Below are 14,633 nucleotides of genomic sequence, written 5' to 3' on the forward strand. Positions count from 1 at the left end.
TCCCGCGAGACAGATTGACCGCGAGCGCCGGCTCAACCGCCGAGCGCGATCGTCAGCGCGTGGCGCACCGGCGCGCCGGCGAACTGCAGCGATGTCACTGCCTCGCGGATGCAGCGGTCGAGCGGGTGCCGCTCGTCGACCGAGACGTGCTGGACCTCGAGCAGGCGCGTCGGCCCGCCGACCTCGAGCGACAGCACCAGCCGCCTCGGCGCCCCCGGACACGCGCGCAGGCGCGGCGCCAGGGCCTCGACCGCGGCCACCACCTCGGCCCGCGTCGGCCCCGGTTTCGGCGTCACGGCCGGCGACGGGGCGACCGCCGGCGGCGCGGCGCTGGTCGGCGGGTCCGGGCTCGCCGGCGGCGTCGAACCTGTCCACAAGGACATGGCGAAGAAGCCAGCCACGGCGAGCGCCGCCGCCCCGAGCCCCAGCCCCCAGCCCAGGCGGGCGCCGCCGGCTCGCCTCGCGGGTGTCCTCGAGGACATGTCCCTCCAGGCAGCCGCGGACGCGGCCACCGGTGCGGCCGCGCGCGGCCGCGAGCCCGTCGCCGCCGCCCCGGGCGCCCGCTCGCCGCGATCGCTGTGGAGGCTGCGCAGCGCGTCGCGCTCGGCGCGGAGCAGCTCGAGCAGGCCCGTCATCGAGCCGACCCGCTGCTCGGGGTCCTGGGCCAGGATGTCCTGGAAGTCCGCCGCCAGGAACGTGTCCTCGAGCTGCGGCGCGGCGACGACCACGTGCTCGCGCAGGCGCTCGGCGCCCTCGCCGGGCTCGGCCGCCAGCAGCTCGCGGATCACCGCGTTGGGCATCTGCGCCCCCGTGATCAGCATGAACAGCACCGCGCCGAGCGAGTAGACGTCGCTGCGCTCCGACTTGGCGCCGCCGGTGAACAGCTCGGGCGCGGCGAAGGCCGGGTGGCCGTACGCGCGGCCGTCGTCGCCGCGGTGGCGGGGCGTCGGCGCGTAGCGCTGGTCGGTCGCGGCGTAGAACGCGTCGAGGAAGCGGCACTCGCTGAGGTCGATGATGCGCGGCCGCGGCGGCAGGCTGCGCTCGAGCATCAGGTTGGTGAAGCTGATGTCGCCGTGGAGGATGCCGCGCGCGTGCGCGTCGTGCAGCGCCTCGGCCAGCTCGATCACCAGCTCGACCGCCGCCAACGGGTCCATCGGCCCGCGCTGGATCGTGCGCGCCAGCGGCTCGCCGTCGATCAGCTCCTCGACCAGGTACCACGAGCCGTCGTCGTTGTAGTCGCACTCGTAGATCCGCGGGAAGGCGCGATGGCTCAGCTTGTCGAGCGCCATCGCCTCGCGGCACAGATCGGCCAGCACCGGGGTGCGGGCCAGCGCGCGCGGCAAGATCTTGACCGCGACGTCGCGCCCGAGGATGTGGTGATGCGCGCGCCAGGTCTGCCCGCACTTGCCCTGCCCGAGCAGCGTGCGCAGCTCGAGCCGGCGCGCGTACAGCCGCGGCGGCGCCGTGGCGCTGCAGCGGGTGTCGCCGGCGTCGCTGCAGCCCGGCTGTTCGAGCGGCGCCGGCGTCAGGTCCGGCGCCAGCGGCCACACCTGCGGCTCGGGCAGCAGCACCGGCTGCGTCGCCGCCAGCTTGTGCGGCCACACCTCCATGCCCGCGGCCAGCCAGGCCGCGCGCAGCTCGTCGGCGCGCAGCTGCGGGTGACCCTCGACGTCGGCCGCGAGACCGAGCACGCGGCGCAGCGGCTCGGGCACCGGCTCGGCCGGATCGTCGCGGTCCATCAGCGCCTTGAGCGTGCGCCCGAGCTGGGCCAGATCGGCGCGCGACGAGCGGGCCCCGCTCGCCTCGTCCGCATCGGTCTGCGGCGCCGTCAGCAGGCGCGCCACGCCGGCGTCGCTCCAGCGGATGTTGCGGGCCGTGACCGCCCCGTGGGCGAGCCCGTGCTCGTGCAGGCACATCAGCGCCTCGGCGATCTGCAGCCCGACCTGCCACGACGTGTCGATCGCCAGCGGCGCCTGCGTCCACCGCTGCGCCAGCGACACGCCGCCCTCGTCCTCGCGCACGAAGTACGGGTGACCGTCGCCGCCGACCCCGTGATCGACGACCGGGGCGATGTACGCGTGGCGCAGCGCCGCCAGCAGCTTGGCCTCGCGCCCGAACCGCTCGGCCGCCGCGGCCCCGAGCGCGTGCTGCAGCGACACCACCTGCACCCGCGTCCGCTCGCGCTCGTCGTGCGCCACGTACACGCTGCGCCCCGGCTCCTCGTCGATCCGCTCGACCAGGCGGAACCGCGGCGAATCGGGCGCGACGGACATCCCCGGAGCGTGCCCGGTCGGACCCGCGAACGCAATTGCCGGCGCGCGGCGGCCGCTGTGTTGCGTCGCCGCGTGGCGAGGTTGTGGTATGTCTTCGGGGCGCGATGAATCCTTGCCTGTGCATCGTCCTGGCCGCCCAGATCGCCGCAGGCCCGGCCCCCACGGCGTCGTCGCCTTCGTTTGGCCAGCTCGAGCGGCGCATGCAAGAGCTCGTCGAACAGGAGAGGTTCGAAGAGCTTGCGCGCGACGGCGAGTCGGCGTTCGCGCGGGTCGACCTGGAGCCGTGGCAGCGCCGCGAGCTCGCCTTCTACGCGCTGCGCGGCTACCACCGGGTGTTCGCCGCCACCGGTCAGCCCGCGGGTCTGTGCCGGGCTCGCAATTTGTTGCGTCGCGTCGAGCGAGAGGTCGGCCTCGGCGAGGACGCGGCGATCGCCGCCCGCCTGCGCGACGTCACCGAGACCGACCTCGCCAGGCAGGGCCCCAAGGATCCCTGCGGCAAGCCGCGACCTGCTGCCGCCAGCGCCCCGCCGACGACGCCGGCCCAGCTGTTGCCGGTGCAGCGCAAGCCGGCCCCCCCGCCCGCGGTCGACGACGGCCAGCCGCCGCTGCTCGCCGTCTCGCGGACAAAACCCGCCAGCGCGCCCGCGACTGCGCCCACGCGGCCGACCCCCGATGTGCCGCCGGCCCAGCCCGACCCGGCCCCGAGCCCGCGCAACCGGATCCTCGCCGGCAGCCTGCTGCTGGTCGCCGGCCTCGGCCTCGGCGCCGGCACGGCGGTGATGCTGCTGCGCCGCAGCGAGGCCAACGGCGAGATCGTCGAGATCGGCGAGACCGTGTCCGCCCAGAATCGATGGCCCACCGACGCTGAGCTCGCGCGCGCCAACCACCTCGCCGACGTCTACCGCGACCTCACGCCCGCGGCCGGCGTCACCGGGGCGGTGGCCAGCATCGCGGCCGTCACTGGCGTGGTGCTGCTGGCCGTCCCGCAGCGCCGACGCGCCACCGCCCGCGTGTCGGCGAGCCCGTGGTCGGCGATGCTGACCATCACCGGCCGGTTCTGAAGCCGCGCCGGCGCGGCGAATGGCATGAGTCGATCCGCCGCGCCTCGTGACATTGGCGACACGACGTTGCAGATCCAAGGGACATGTCCCTTCGGACAGCATGAGCGCCCCCCGCGCGAATCGCCCCTGCGGCCGCTCGCCCGCGCGCGCCGGTGACCCCCGCGTGTCCCCAGGATCCCCCGTCGGAGCATTTCCGCGCCGCGCGAAATCATGACACGCGCGGCCGCGCACCTCTGCGCGAGATGTCGATAGCGCGGCCTGCCACGAGTCCGGCGGCGCGACCCGCCGCGCGGGCCCGACATTGACACCGCGCGGTCAATCGCCGGAGCACCGCCAAGCGGCGTCGAACACGGGTCTGCCGCGCGATGGACCGCCGACGAACTCGTGTGCGCCCTCGAAGTCACGCGCTCGTCGGCCCGCGAACTCGCGAGGCTCGGCTACCCTGTTGTTCGCGGAGATGCAGCGGCGCGCCTTCCCCAGCCTCCCGGGCATCGTCGTGCTCGGCGTCGCGGCCTGCACGGCGCCCGGCCTCGGCAACCTCACCCACGACCCGCCGGCGCAGGAGTCCGCGACGGGCGCGAGCGGCAGCGCCAGTGAGGACGGCCCGGCGACCACCAGCGAGCCCGCGCCGCCCACCGGGACCACCAGCGAGGACCCCGCGACCACCGCCGTCGGCAGCACCACCACCGAGGGCAGCAGCAGCAGCTCGAGCGGCAGCAGCACCACCACCGAGGACGATCCGTCCGCGCCGCCCGCGATCGTCGACGGCGGTCTCGGCCCCGATCCGCTGCAGCAGCCCGGACCCGTGAGCGTCACCATCGACACGGCGCACGCCGACGGCGTGCGCATGCAGGTCGACGGCGGCCCGGTGATCGAGCTCGGCCCCGCCGAGGCCGACGCCTTCACCGGCGAGATCGTCGTCTACACCGCGCTCGACAACGGCCCGCACTTCGCCACCTTCGTCGCCTGGCGTGGCGAGCTCGAGAGCGAGGCGCTCGAGCTGCCGTTCACCGTGGCCCTGCCGCCGATGGGCAGCGAGCTGTTCTGGGAGGGCGACAACGCCATCGGCCAGGGCACCGTCATCGCCCTCGCCGTCACCCCTTCGCACCACCTCATCGAGCTCGGCACTTATTATCCCCAGGGCGATGCGCGCTGCTACTTGCGCCGCCGCAGCCTCGGCGGCACCTGGGCCGACGGCGACCTGTTCGAGGTCAAGCCGGGCCTCAAGTGCAGCGCCATCGACCTCGCGGTCGACGACGACGGCGCCCTGCTCGTGCTCGTCGACAAGCTCGAGGGCGGCGAGCTGCGCTGGTGGCTCGGCAAGTACGACGCCTGGGCCGGCCAGCCCGTCAACGTCGGCGCTGGCGTCGTCGGTGACCGCGCCCGCGCCCTCGCCCGCACCGGCGACCGCGCCGCCGTGTGCGGCACCCGGCCCAAGGGCAACACCGTCACCGCCACCGCCTGGATGTTCGCCTCCGGCGGCGGGGCCGGCACGATCGTCACCTACGATTATTTGCCCCCCACCCAGCCGCCCCTGCCCCTCGAATTCAGCGAGACCCCCAACGATTGCACGTTCCTCGACGATCGCCTGTTCATCACCGGCGAGGTCAAGGGCAAGCACGAGCAGGACAACGTCATCCGCGTGAAGCACTTCCTGCTCGAGTCCGGTTTCGCGGGCGAGGACCCGATCTGGAAGCTGGCGGCCTCGGGCTTCAGCCAGGGCGGCGGCCGCGTCATCACCACCGACGGCGACTCGCAGGTGATGACGGGCGGCTACTTCTGCGGCGATCAGTGCGACCCGCTCTCCGAGCTGCGCATGTTCGCCGGCGGCCAGCAGGTCTGGCGCCGCTCGCTGGACCCGCTGCTGCTCGACCCGCGGGCCCTCGCCTGGCACCCGGCCGGTTACGTCGTGTTCGTGGCCTCGCGCCAGCTCGAGAAAGACGTCACCTCGTTCTTCGCGCAGGCGTGGTTCCCGCTGAAGAACCAGTCGCTGTGGACCTACGAGCATCAGGACGGGCCCACGATTCACACGCCCACCGCCCTGGCCATCGGCCCCTATGGCCAGATCTACGCCGGCGGAATCACGGCAGGCGGTTACCCCGCCGTCGCCATCATCGCCCCGTGAAGCGGGCCCGCGATCGGACCTGTCCCTCGGGACAGGGATCCGCGAGCGCCGCTCACTGCGGGATGAAGGCCGAGCAGGCCTGGCTGATCCGGTCGGTCGCCACGTCGAACGCGGGCCGGTAGTCCGTCTCGTCGTTGTCGGCGATGTGCCAGTACGGGAAGTAGTATTTGACCAGATCGCACACCGTGTCCCACGGGTTGCAGTCCGGCTTTTGAATGCTGAACATCACCACCGAATCTGGGTCGCCGTGTTTGGCGCCGGTAATGGCATCGGCCCACTGCTTCGGCGTGCCCTCCGAGTCGGTGTCGGGCGTGTTCGAGATGAACGTGACCATCAGCAGCGCGTCGTCGCGGAGGAAGCCCGCGTTGCAGCCGCCGGGCTCGTTGAGCGCCGGCGACACCGCCGCCGTCACCGCCTCGCCGAGCTCGTCGTCGCCGCTGAGGCCGATCTGGGCCAGACACGCGAAGGTCCCCTGCAAGTCGGGCTGCTCGCGGGTGAGGTAGCGGCGCCCGCCGACGACCCCGCAGCTCTCATTGGTCGCCGCGTCGCCGGCGGGGAAGACCGTGCCGGCGCCCATCGTCGCGTCGCAGGCCGAGGCCTCGGCGACCGCGTCGCACGGATAACCCGGGTACGGGCACGCCTGGCAGGCGGCGTTGCACGCGGCGCTGCCCCACGTCTCGTCGCCGTCGACGACCATGATGTGATAGTCGAAGTCGGCGAACTTGCTCTCGATGGTGGCGATGAAGTGCGGGAACGCGTCGATGAGCCGCGCCTGCATGTTCTCCATGTAGCCGAGGCGCGAGATCACGAACAGGAAATCGATCTTGCCGCGGCAGCCGACCGGGTGCGGATCGCCGAGGTCGGGCATCCCGAGGTCCTGCAGCGGCGTGGTCGTCGAAACCTCGCCGGTGGTGGTGCCCGTCGAGCTGTCCTCGGGGACAGGCTCTCCGGTGGTCGTCGAGGTGGTGCTCGTCGAGAGCTCCGGCACCTCGCCCGTCGACGCCGGGGCGGTCATCGCCGGCGGGACGGCGAACGACGACGCGGCCGGATCGGGGCCCTCGCAGGCCGCCGTCAGCAGCAGGCTCGCCAGGGCCAGCCGAGCGGGGCTGCGCCGGCGCTCCGCGGACATGTCCGCAAGGACAGCCGAAGACCCTCCCCCGTCGGCGGTGAGCGCGGCGGCGGGCAGTTCCAGTGGCAATACGGTAGGGTTTGGGCTCTCGCTGGCCGCCGGCGCGGCCACGACTGCACTCATTCCCCGCACGTCCCCAGCTTACCCCGACCGGGCGCAACCGCGCTGCGCGGAAGCGTGAGGTTCGAGGCTGCACATCGGCGCAGGGCCGCGCCTCAACAGTCCTTCGAGACATGTCCCGAAGTCTCAATCGTGACGATGTTCTCGCCGCCGAACCGTCGCCAGCCGCCGTTCCGACGGCGAGACGACCCATTGCGGCGCCGCGGCCCCACGCCCGAGGTTCGGGCCCTGGATCCACGAATCGGCAGCGGCGATCGGATCGCCTCCGCATCAAGGATTTAATAGTGCTGCACGCGGCGGAGAAGCGCGGCGCCCCGGGATCGTGCGCCGGAGCCGAACGGCCGCGGCACCGCCTGTCCCGAGGGCCAGGTGAGAATCGCCGGAGCGTCGACCCCCGCGCTCGCGCCACTCCGACCAACATCATTCAGGCCCTCGCTCGCCGGCCGGCGATTCGCTCCTCTTGATCCCAAGAGGCCGCCTCTGCCGGACCGTGGCCAGCCGGACCTGCCGACTGCGCGATTTCACCCATCTTGCCGAGACCGGCGAGCTCCGCATCCCGCGCACTCCTGGCAAGGCTTCCGGGCCGACTCTGGAGCTCACCGACGCCCGGAGACGCCCCGCGGACCTTCGCTCGCCCCGATTGTCCCTCGTAGCCCCCGATCGTTGGGCTCCGGGCTTCCTCGATGGGTGGCAGGCGGATCCCTGGACGGGCCAGCCCGCGACATGATAGTTTCGCCAGGTTATGAAGCTTTGCGACGCCTGTCATCGTCACGTGCGCGCGAGCGACGGCGCCTGTCCGTTCTGCGGTCGCTGCCTGCGCACCACCGCGGCCACCCGCCTCGGCGCGGTCGTCTTGCTCGGCGCGCTGGAGACGGCGTGCAGCGGTCGGCCGGTCGAGGAGACCGCCGGGGACACGACGGCGCCGACCAGCAGCAGCAGCAGCGACACCTCCAGCAGCGCGCCGACCAGCTCGTCCTCCACGACCACGACCACGACGACCGCGACCGTCACCTCGACCGGCGATCCATCGGCGACCCAGGCCAGCAGCACCGGCGAGCTCTCGAGCACCGGCGACATCGACACCAGCGACACCGGCTGCAGCTTCTATGGCGGCTGCCCGGCCGACTTCGCCAACACGATCGAGTGCAGCACCTTCGCCCAGGACTGTCCCGAAGGCCAGAAGTGCAGCTCGAAGCAGGTCGGCGATCAGTTCTTCGACGCGACCGAGTGCGTCCCGATCGCGCGCGACCCGGACCAGCCGGGCCAGCCGTGCACGGTCGAGGGCTCGCCCAACTCCGGCCTCGACTCGTGTGAACTCGGCAGCATGTGCTGGCACGTCGACGCCCAGACCCTCGCGGGCACCTGCGTGAGCCAGTGCGCCGGCACGCCCGACGACCCGGCGTGCCCTGCCACCACCACCTGCGTCCGCTTCAACGAGGCGCTGCACCTGTGCCTGCCGACCTGCGACCCGCTGGCCCCCGCCTGCGCGCCGGACGAGGTGTGCGCCCCCAACTCCTTCGACGCCAACGCGCTGTTCGTGTGCGTCGCGGACAGCTCGGGCGACGGCGGCGCCGAGTTCGAGCCGTGCGAGTTCGTCAACGCCTGCGACCTCGGCCTCGCGTGCCTGGACTCCGCGCTGGCCACCGAGTGCGATCCGCTGGCCTCCGGCTGCTGCCTGACCTACTGCGACCTGAGCGCGCCGACGTGCAGCGGCGCCGGGGCCGAGTGCACGCCGTGGCACGAGGACAGCCCGGCCCCGCCCGACCTCGAGAACGTCGGCGTCTGCGCGCTGCCGACCTGACGCTGCGACATGTCCCCCGGGACATGTCGACTCATTGCATGGACATGTCCTCGAGGACATGTCCTTTTGGCGCGCGAATAAACCGTCCCGAAGGACAGGCGCTCACGCGACCGGCACGCCGGGCCCGAACGGCATCACGTCGCGACCGACGCGCGGGTCGTCGACCGCCACCGGCCCGCGGGCAGCGGCCTCCGGATCGGTCGCCTCCCGGACCACGCGATACAGACCGTGGTCGAACGGCAGCCCGGGGGCCGGTGCGACCGGCTCGATGCGCTCGCGCAGGCCGGCGCGGCCCAGCTCGAGCGCGCGGTGATGACAGTACGGATTGTTGCCCGGGCGGCCGAGCAGCGGCTCGCTGGTGGCCGAGCAGCCGGCCAGGCACACATCATTGTAATAGCAGTCGCGGCAGTACCCCCAAAGATCGTCCACGGTGCGCACGCGGGTGAACTGCAGCTCGGGCGCGTCGGCCCAGATCTCCGCGAGCGGCCGCTCGCGCACGTTGCCGGCCACGTTGGCCGGGCCGCCGAGGCTGGGACAGCCCTTGATCGTGCCGTCGGCCTCGATCCCGAGCGCGTGGCGGCCGGCGATGCAGCCCTTGTAGTGCCCGCCCGCCTTCTGCCGCCCGCGCAGCTCGGCCTCGAGCGGCCCGAAATAGCCGAGGTTGTTGGCCGGGAACAGCCGCAGCCCGTGCGGCGCTGCGCGGGCGATCAGCTGCTCGATCACCGCGAAGACCTCCACCATCATGAATGGTTGCAGCAGGATCTCCGGGTGGTCGGCCGCGTTGCCGAACGGCGCCGTGATCTGCAGCTGCCAGCCGCCGATCTTCTCGGCGATCAGCAGCTCCGCCAGCGCCGCGAGCGTCGGCAGCGTGAGGCGGTTGATCTGGGTGTTGACGGCCCGTCCGACCCCCGCCGCGCGCAGCCGGGCCAGCGCCGCGAAGGCCCGATCGAAGCTGCCGTGGACCCCGCGCAGGGCGTCATGCGCGGCCCGGGTCCCGTCGATCGACACGCTGACGCTGCGGATCCCCGCCTCTGCCAGCGCGGCCACCCGCGCCTCGGACAGGTTGAGCCCGCCGGTCGTCATCGTGCAGTCCATGCCGGCGCTGCGGATCGCCCGCGCGATCAGGATGAAGTCGTCGCGCAGATACGCCTCGCCGCCGATCAGCGTGACCTCCCCGATCCCCAGCGCGCGCAGGTCGGTGACCAGCGCCAGCGCCTCGTCGGTGGTCAGCTCGCCGTGACGCGCCGCCCCGGCCCGCGACCCACAATGGAGGCACTTCTGATCGCACTTCAGCGTCAGCTCCCACACCGCATAGCGCGGCGTGGGCACCTCCCCGGCGATTCGCGTGAGGGCGCGGCGATCGTCGGGCCGCGGCAGCGAGGCCACCACCGGCAGGCGGCGGCGATTGTCACGCAGGCTCACGGCCTCAGGGTATCACGAGGCGGCGGCCGGCCGCCTGGATCGGGCGGACCGCCGTCGTCGACGTGCTCGGGCCGCTGCTCCTTCTTGGCGACGATCACGTGCTGGGTCGAGGGCGCCAGCATCTGCTGCAGCTCGGCCAGGGCGTTGCCGGCCCCCGTGGTCGAGGGCTTGCGGACCCGATAATAGATGTACCCGCGGCGCTCGAGCGCCAGCAGCAGGCGGTCGGCCACGAACAGCCCGACGACCACGACGACGACGGTGAGCGGCCACGACACGCAGCGATCCTATCGCGGGTCCTCCGCCGATCTGACACCGCCCGTCGGGACCGTGACGCCGCGAACGACCGGCGCCCGCTCCGCGAGCCGTCGGTGCTCGGCGCGCCCGCCTCCATCAGCGGCGAGCGCGGCGGGTCACTTGCCCTGCGAGTCGGAGACGTACTTGGCGGCGACCTTGCCGAGGTTGCGCCCGGCCATCTCCATGCGCTGATGGTCGGACGGCGTGGTGAGGCTGGCGCCGACGCTCGTCTTGGTGTCGATGATGTCGGTGACGGTGCCGTCCTTCTGCCACGAGAAGCGGGCCTGGACCTTCGACGGCACGCTGTACACCGGCGTGTAGATGCCGGTCGTCACGTGCACGTAGGCGACCACCAGGTCGGGCTTGGCGTCGGCCGCCACGGGCACCGCGTTGACGCCCCGGTCGCGCATGCCCTCGAGGATCGCCGCGTCGGTCTCCTGCTTGATCTTGGCGAAGTCGGCCTTCTCCTCGTCGTTCTTGGTCGCCAGGTATTCCGCCTCGGAGCTCTTGTCGAGCACGGTGACCTGCGACCAGTCGAACCCGACCGTCATGCCCGTCATCCCCTTGAGGGCCGAGGGCGGCCCCGACTGCTGCACGACCGCGTAGGGCTTGCAGGCGGTGGCGGCGAGCGGCGCTGCGGCGAGGGCGAGCACGAAGGCGAAGCGGCGAAACAGACGGACGTGGGTCATGGCCGGGGAGGATATCCCGGTCGAGGCGCCGGTGGCGCCCCTCCGACATGGCGCACCCTACGCACATCCGCGGCCCTCGTGCGCGCGACGGCGCCGAACCTCGTCGCGAGGGCGCTACCGGACAGTGACCGGACACCGCCTCCGTCCCGGCAACACTATGCCGCGTGACCGTGCCTTCCATCCAGATGCTCCATACCTTCGACCATGGAGCCGCCCTCGCGCATTACGAGCGGTCGATCGCTCGCATCGAGGCTCGGTTCGGCGCTTCACACCCGTCCCTGGCCGGGCTCCACAGCAGCGCCGCCGGTGAACTGTGCCAGCTCGGTCGCTACGCCGCCGCGATGAAGAGCGCCGAACAAGCCATCGCCCTGTCGAACCTCGCCGGCAACTACGGCGAGATCTTCGACGAGGCCCAGCGCGTGCTGGCGCGCGCCCGCGCCCGCGTGTACCCGTAACCGCGGGTTCGCTCGCACCGCGAGCGAACATCGAGATCGAAGTCATCGGCGCGCGCATCGTGGGATGCGCGCGCTCGTGTTTTTCATGCGTGGGCCCGACCGGCCCTCGGCCCGCCTCCTCGGCGGGCCCCTCGTCGCGCGCCCGGGCTCGCCTCGCATTTGCGCGCATCGGCTCGCCGCGCCGCGATCGCGCCGCGCGGAGACATGCATTGTCGCGGGCCCTGCGGCTTGGGTAGCGTGCGGGCGATGCAGCCCTCGACCTTCAATTCGCCGCGCCTCCGCTTCCTCGTCGCCGGGCCGTTGTCGCCGCGACCGGGCGGGCGGCGCGGGCGGATCTTGCTGGCCGAGCTGGCCGAGCGCCTGACGCAGTCTTCGCTGGCCCTCGACGTGGACGTCGGCCCTGCGCTCGGCGCCGCCGGTGAGCTCAAGATCAAGGCCAAGTTCTCCCGCTTCCGCGACTTCTCGGTCACCGAGGTCGTGCAGCAGAGCCTCGGCGAGCTGCACCGCCTGCGCGAGCGGCTGCTCGCCCCCAGCGGTCGCCCGCGCAGCGACGAGCTGCTGGCCCAGGTCGCCCGCATCGCCGGTCGCGGCCCGCTGCACGCCGAGATCGCGGCCTGCTTCGCCCCCCCGCCCGAGAAGCCCGCCGATCCGGGCGGCGGCGACCTCGTGGACGAGCTGCTGGCCCGCGGCTCGGCCCCGCCGAAGAGCGCTGCAAGCTCGGCGATCGACGCCCTGGTCCGCGGCGGCGTCCAGAGCACCCCGGCCGGCGCGGGCGTCGAGCCGTCGCGGGCTGCCCACGCCGCGCTGTCGGCCGCGCTCGCGCGAGCGGCCACCGCCGTGCTCGCCGATCCCAAGCTGCGGGCCGCGGAGCTGCGCTGGCGGAGCTTGCGGCTGTTCTTGAGCCAGTGCCCCCGCGACCCCGAGCTCGACGTGGAGCTGCTCGACGTCGACCCCGCCGGCCTGCCTGCCGCCCTCGCCGAGCTCGCCGAGCTCGACCCGCTCGCCCGCCCCGACGCCATCTTCCTGCTCGACCCGCTCGCTAGCCTCGCCGAGGCCGCCGCGATCGCCGAGGTCGCGGCCGACCTGCACGCGCCCGTGTGCGCCGAGCTCGACCCCGCCGCCCTCGGGCGCGCCGGCACGGCCGCGATCGCGGCCGGCGTCGCCCAGGACCTGGGCCTGGGCGACGAGTTCGAGGCGCTGCGCGACGACCCGGCCAGCCGCTGGCTCACCCTCGCGGTCAACGGCCCCGTCCTGGCCGCCGAGGCCACCCCGGCCGGCGAGCGCGTGCTCGCCGGCGGCGCCGCCCTGGCCGTCGCCGCCCTCATCGCCTCCAGCCTGCGCCTCGGCGGCACCCTGGCCCAGATCGGCCGCGACGCCGACCTGCGGGCGCCCGCGACCTGGTCCTTCCGACATGGCCAGGAGGACATCCCGATCGCCACCGCCGAGCGGTGCTCCGCCGAGGACCAGCTGGCGCTCGCGCGCCGCGGCCTGACCGCGCTCGGCGGCCCGCAGCAGAGCGACCTGCTCACCCTCGCCGCCTGCCCCGTCGTCCATCGCAGCGACGAGCCGACGAGCCTGGCCGGTCAGCTGCTCGTCGGACGCACCGTGCGCTTCGCCCTGTGGGTCCGCCATCGCATCCCCGCCGGCGCCAGCCCCGAGCAGGCCGCCGACGCCGTGACCCGCGCCGCGGCCCTGATGCTGCTGCCCGGCACCCCGCTCCGCCCGCGCTTCGGCGCCGCCCTCAACCAGGGCGAGTCGGGCCCCGAGCTCAAGATCGGCGCCTCGTTCCCGGCCGGCCTCGCCGGCCACCCGGTCGCCCTGTCGTTCGCCCTGCCGATCTCGTGACGGCCCGCCGCATGGGCATGTCCGAAGGGACATGCCCATCAGAAATGTTCAAAGGGACATGCTCCTTCGAGCATGTCCCTTCGCGCAGGTCCGGCCGGCCGCTCAGTCGGTGCCAAGCATGCGCAGGATCGTCCGCATCTTCGGCACCACGTGGGTCTCGTACTCGAGCACGGCCTCGACCAGGATCGAGTACTGGTCCATCACCAGCGCCTGACCGGCGTCGCACAGCTGCTCGCGGCGCCAGGCCTCGGTGTGGACCGTCTCGGTGATCGAGCCGTCGACCAGGTGGCCGCAGGCGGCCATCAGGTTCTCGGCGACGATGCGGTGGTCGCCGGCGACGTGGCTGGGGTCGAAGATGATCGGCAGGATCGTCTGCTTGCGGGCGAAGGTGCAGGCGTTGAGGTCGGGCTGATTGCGGCAGTAGCCGCCCTTCGTGTACAGCGTCTTCATCCCGCGCTCGCACAGGACGATGTCGAGGTTGCCCTGGTTGGCGATGTACTCGGCCGAGTAGAACCACTCCTCGGCCTCGTTGCCGAACCCGCGCTTGAGGATGACCGGCTTGCCGAAGCGGCCGACCGACTCGAGCAGGTCGAAGTTCTGCGCGTTGCGGGTGCCGATCTGCAGCATGTCGGCGTGGGCGCCGATCTGCTCGACCAGGTTGTGGTCCATCACCTCGGTCGCGTACGGCAGGCCGGTCTCCTCGCGCGCGGCGTCCATGATGGCGATGCCCTTCATGCCGAGGCCGCGCCAGTCGGTCGGCCGCGTGCGCGGCTTGAACGCGCCGCCGCGCAGCATCACGCGGTCGAGGATGCCGAACTTCTCGCCGACCTCGCGGGCCATCCGCGCGGTCGCCAGCGTCTGCTCGAGCGTCTGCGGCGAGTCGGGGCCGCACACGAAGATGTGCTTGCCGCCGCCGAACCGCCGCGCCTTGCCGTCGAGCCCCTTGACCTCGACCACGCGCCGCTCGCGGTGCAGCGCCTTGCCCTCGTTGCCGCGGACCACCCGGGCGATGTTCTTGTAGCCGCCGGTCGGCTGCCACGCGGCGCGCACCCCGGGCAGGCCGAGGATGTAGCTCTCGCGGCTGGCGAACTCGCGGCTGTCGCCGATGATGTGGACGGTGTCGTAGACCCCCGTGCCCTCGCTCAGTTCGACACGGTTGCCGAAGCGCACCGCGAGGTCGCGGATCTGGTCGAGAGTTGACTGTCTGCCACGTTCGAGCTCGATGATCATGGGCCCTCGAAGCGTCGCTCCATCGCCGTCGCGGCGCAAGCTCGCCGGTGGCGCCGGGCACCCGTCCGCGCGCGCCTCCGCGACCCGACTTCAGGCCGCGCTGCACCACCCTTCGCGCCGCGCTCGCGGCGAAGGGCCCCGTCCGCCGACGTTCTCGCACCCCGGCGGAGTCGTACGCGCTTCGTCTCT

Annotated in this window: 11 protein-coding genes; 5 read left to right on the plus strand and 6 right to left on the minus strand. The window is 72.9% G+C overall.

Annotated elements, in window-relative coordinates; genetic code table 11:
- Positions 1–32: 32 nt before the first annotated feature.
- Entirely contained in the window at positions 33–2,273 is a 2,241-nt protein-coding gene (locus POL25_RS03565; protein ID WP_272084389.1) for a protein kinase domain-containing protein, read from the minus strand.
- A gap of 104 nt (positions 2,274–2,377) precedes the next feature.
- Between POL25_RS03565 and POL25_RS03570 the strand changes: the two genes are divergently transcribed.
- Positions 2,378–3,334 carry a hypothetical protein gene (locus POL25_RS03570; protein WP_272084390.1) on the plus strand — a complete coding sequence of 319 codons (957 nt, stop codon included), beginning with the start codon at positions 2,378–2,380 and terminating at the stop codon, positions 3,332–3,334.
- 457 nt (positions 3,335–3,791) lie between these two features.
- Positions 3,792–5,459: a hypothetical protein gene (locus POL25_RS03575; protein ID WP_272084391.1), complete on the plus strand. Its 1,668-nt coding sequence runs from the start codon at positions 3,792–3,794 to the stop codon at positions 5,457–5,459.
- Between the two features lie 52 nt (positions 5,460–5,511).
- Here POL25_RS03575 and POL25_RS03580 read toward each other — a convergent pair whose 3' ends face one another.
- A complete protein-coding gene (locus tag POL25_RS03580) occupies positions 5,512–6,588 on the minus strand; it encodes a hypothetical protein (RefSeq protein WP_272084392.1) in 1,077 nt (358 codons plus the stop codon).
- 862 nt (positions 6,589–7,450) lie between these two features.
- Between POL25_RS03580 and POL25_RS03585 the strand changes: the two genes are divergently transcribed.
- On the plus strand, positions 7,451–8,509 hold the full coding sequence (locus tag POL25_RS03585; protein WP_272084393.1) for a hypothetical protein: 1,059 nt from the start codon (positions 7,451–7,453) through the stop codon (positions 8,507–8,509).
- 102 nt (positions 8,510–8,611) lie between these two features.
- On the opposite strand, the gene POL25_RS03590 is transcribed toward POL25_RS03585, so the two are convergent.
- From POL25_RS03590 to POL25_RS03600, 3 genes are all read right to left on the minus strand, one after another.
- Positions 8,612–9,931 carry a radical SAM/SPASM domain-containing protein gene (locus POL25_RS03590; protein WP_272084394.1) on the minus strand — a complete coding sequence of 440 codons (1,320 nt, stop codon included), beginning with the start codon at positions 9,929–9,931 and terminating at the stop codon, positions 8,612–8,614.
- Positions 9,928–10,206, minus strand: a complete 279-nt coding sequence (locus POL25_RS03595; RefSeq protein WP_272084395.1) for a hypothetical protein — start codon at positions 10,204–10,206, stop codon at positions 9,928–9,930. The genes POL25_RS03590 and POL25_RS03595 overlap by 4 nt, the downstream gene beginning before the upstream one ends.
- Before the next feature lie 135 nt (positions 10,207–10,341).
- Positions 10,342–10,914 (minus strand): hypothetical protein, encoded by a 573-nt coding sequence (locus POL25_RS03600; protein ID WP_272084396.1) that lies wholly within the window; start codon positions 10,912–10,914, stop codon positions 10,342–10,344.
- A 164-nt stretch (positions 10,915–11,078) separates the two neighbouring features.
- Here POL25_RS03600 and POL25_RS03605 point away from each other — a divergent pair, with 164 nt between their 5' ends.
- Together POL25_RS03605 and POL25_RS03610 are read left to right on the plus strand one after the other, a co-directional pair.
- Entirely contained in the window at positions 11,079–11,369 is a 291-nt protein-coding gene (locus tag POL25_RS03605; protein ID WP_272084397.1) for a tetratricopeptide repeat protein, read from the plus strand.
- Between the two features lie 246 nt (positions 11,370–11,615).
- On the plus strand, positions 11,616–13,214 hold the full coding sequence (locus POL25_RS03610; RefSeq protein WP_272084398.1) for a hypothetical protein: 1,599 nt from the start codon (positions 11,616–11,618) through the stop codon (positions 13,212–13,214).
- 102 nt (positions 13,215–13,316) lie between these two features.
- On the opposite strand, the gene POL25_RS03615 is transcribed toward POL25_RS03610, so the two are convergent.
- Complete coding sequence (locus tag POL25_RS03615; RefSeq protein ID WP_272084399.1) at positions 13,317–14,444, minus strand: hypothetical protein; 1,128 nt, start codon at positions 14,442–14,444, stop codon at positions 13,317–13,319.
- Between the last annotated feature and the right edge of the window lie 189 nt (positions 14,445–14,633).

Origin of the sequence: Nannocystis bainbridge, assembly GCF_028368995.1 — a bacterium.
Taxonomy (GTDB): domain Bacteria; phylum Myxococcota_A; class Polyangia; order Nannocystales; family Nannocystaceae; genus Nannocystis; species Nannocystis bainbridge.

What these genes read in the sequence shown, in the direction of transcription:
- POL25_RS03570 (WP_272084390.1), top strand. Translation starts at nt 2,378, where the DNA reads ATGAATCCTTGCCTGTGCATCGTCCTGGCCGCCCAGATCGCCGCAGGC.
- POL25_RS03600 (WP_272084396.1), bottom strand. Translation starts at nt 10,914, where the DNA reads ATGACCCACGTCCGTCTGTTTCGCCGCTTCGCCTTCGTGCTCGCCCTC.
- POL25_RS03575 (WP_272084391.1), top strand. Translation starts at nt 3,792, where the DNA reads ATGCAGCGGCGCGCCTTCCCCAGCCTCCCGGGCATCGTCGTGCTCGGC.
- POL25_RS03585 (WP_272084393.1), top strand. Translation starts at nt 7,451, where the DNA reads ATGAAGCTTTGCGACGCCTGTCATCGTCACGTGCGCGCGAGCGACGGC.
- POL25_RS03580 (WP_272084392.1), bottom strand. Translation starts at nt 6,588, where the DNA reads ATGTCCGCGGAGCGCCGGCGCAGCCCCGCTCGGCTGGCCCTGGCGAGC.
- POL25_RS03610 (WP_272084398.1), top strand. Translation starts at nt 11,616, where the DNA reads ATGCAGCCCTCGACCTTCAATTCGCCGCGCCTCCGCTTCCTCGTCGCC.
- POL25_RS03565 (WP_272084389.1), bottom strand. Translation starts at nt 2,273, where the DNA reads ATGTCCGTCGCGCCCGATTCGCCGCGGTTCCGCCTGGTCGAGCGGATC.
- POL25_RS03615 (WP_272084399.1), bottom strand. Translation starts at nt 14,444, where the DNA reads ATGATCATCGAGCTCGAACGTGGCAGACAGTCAACTCTCGACCAGATC.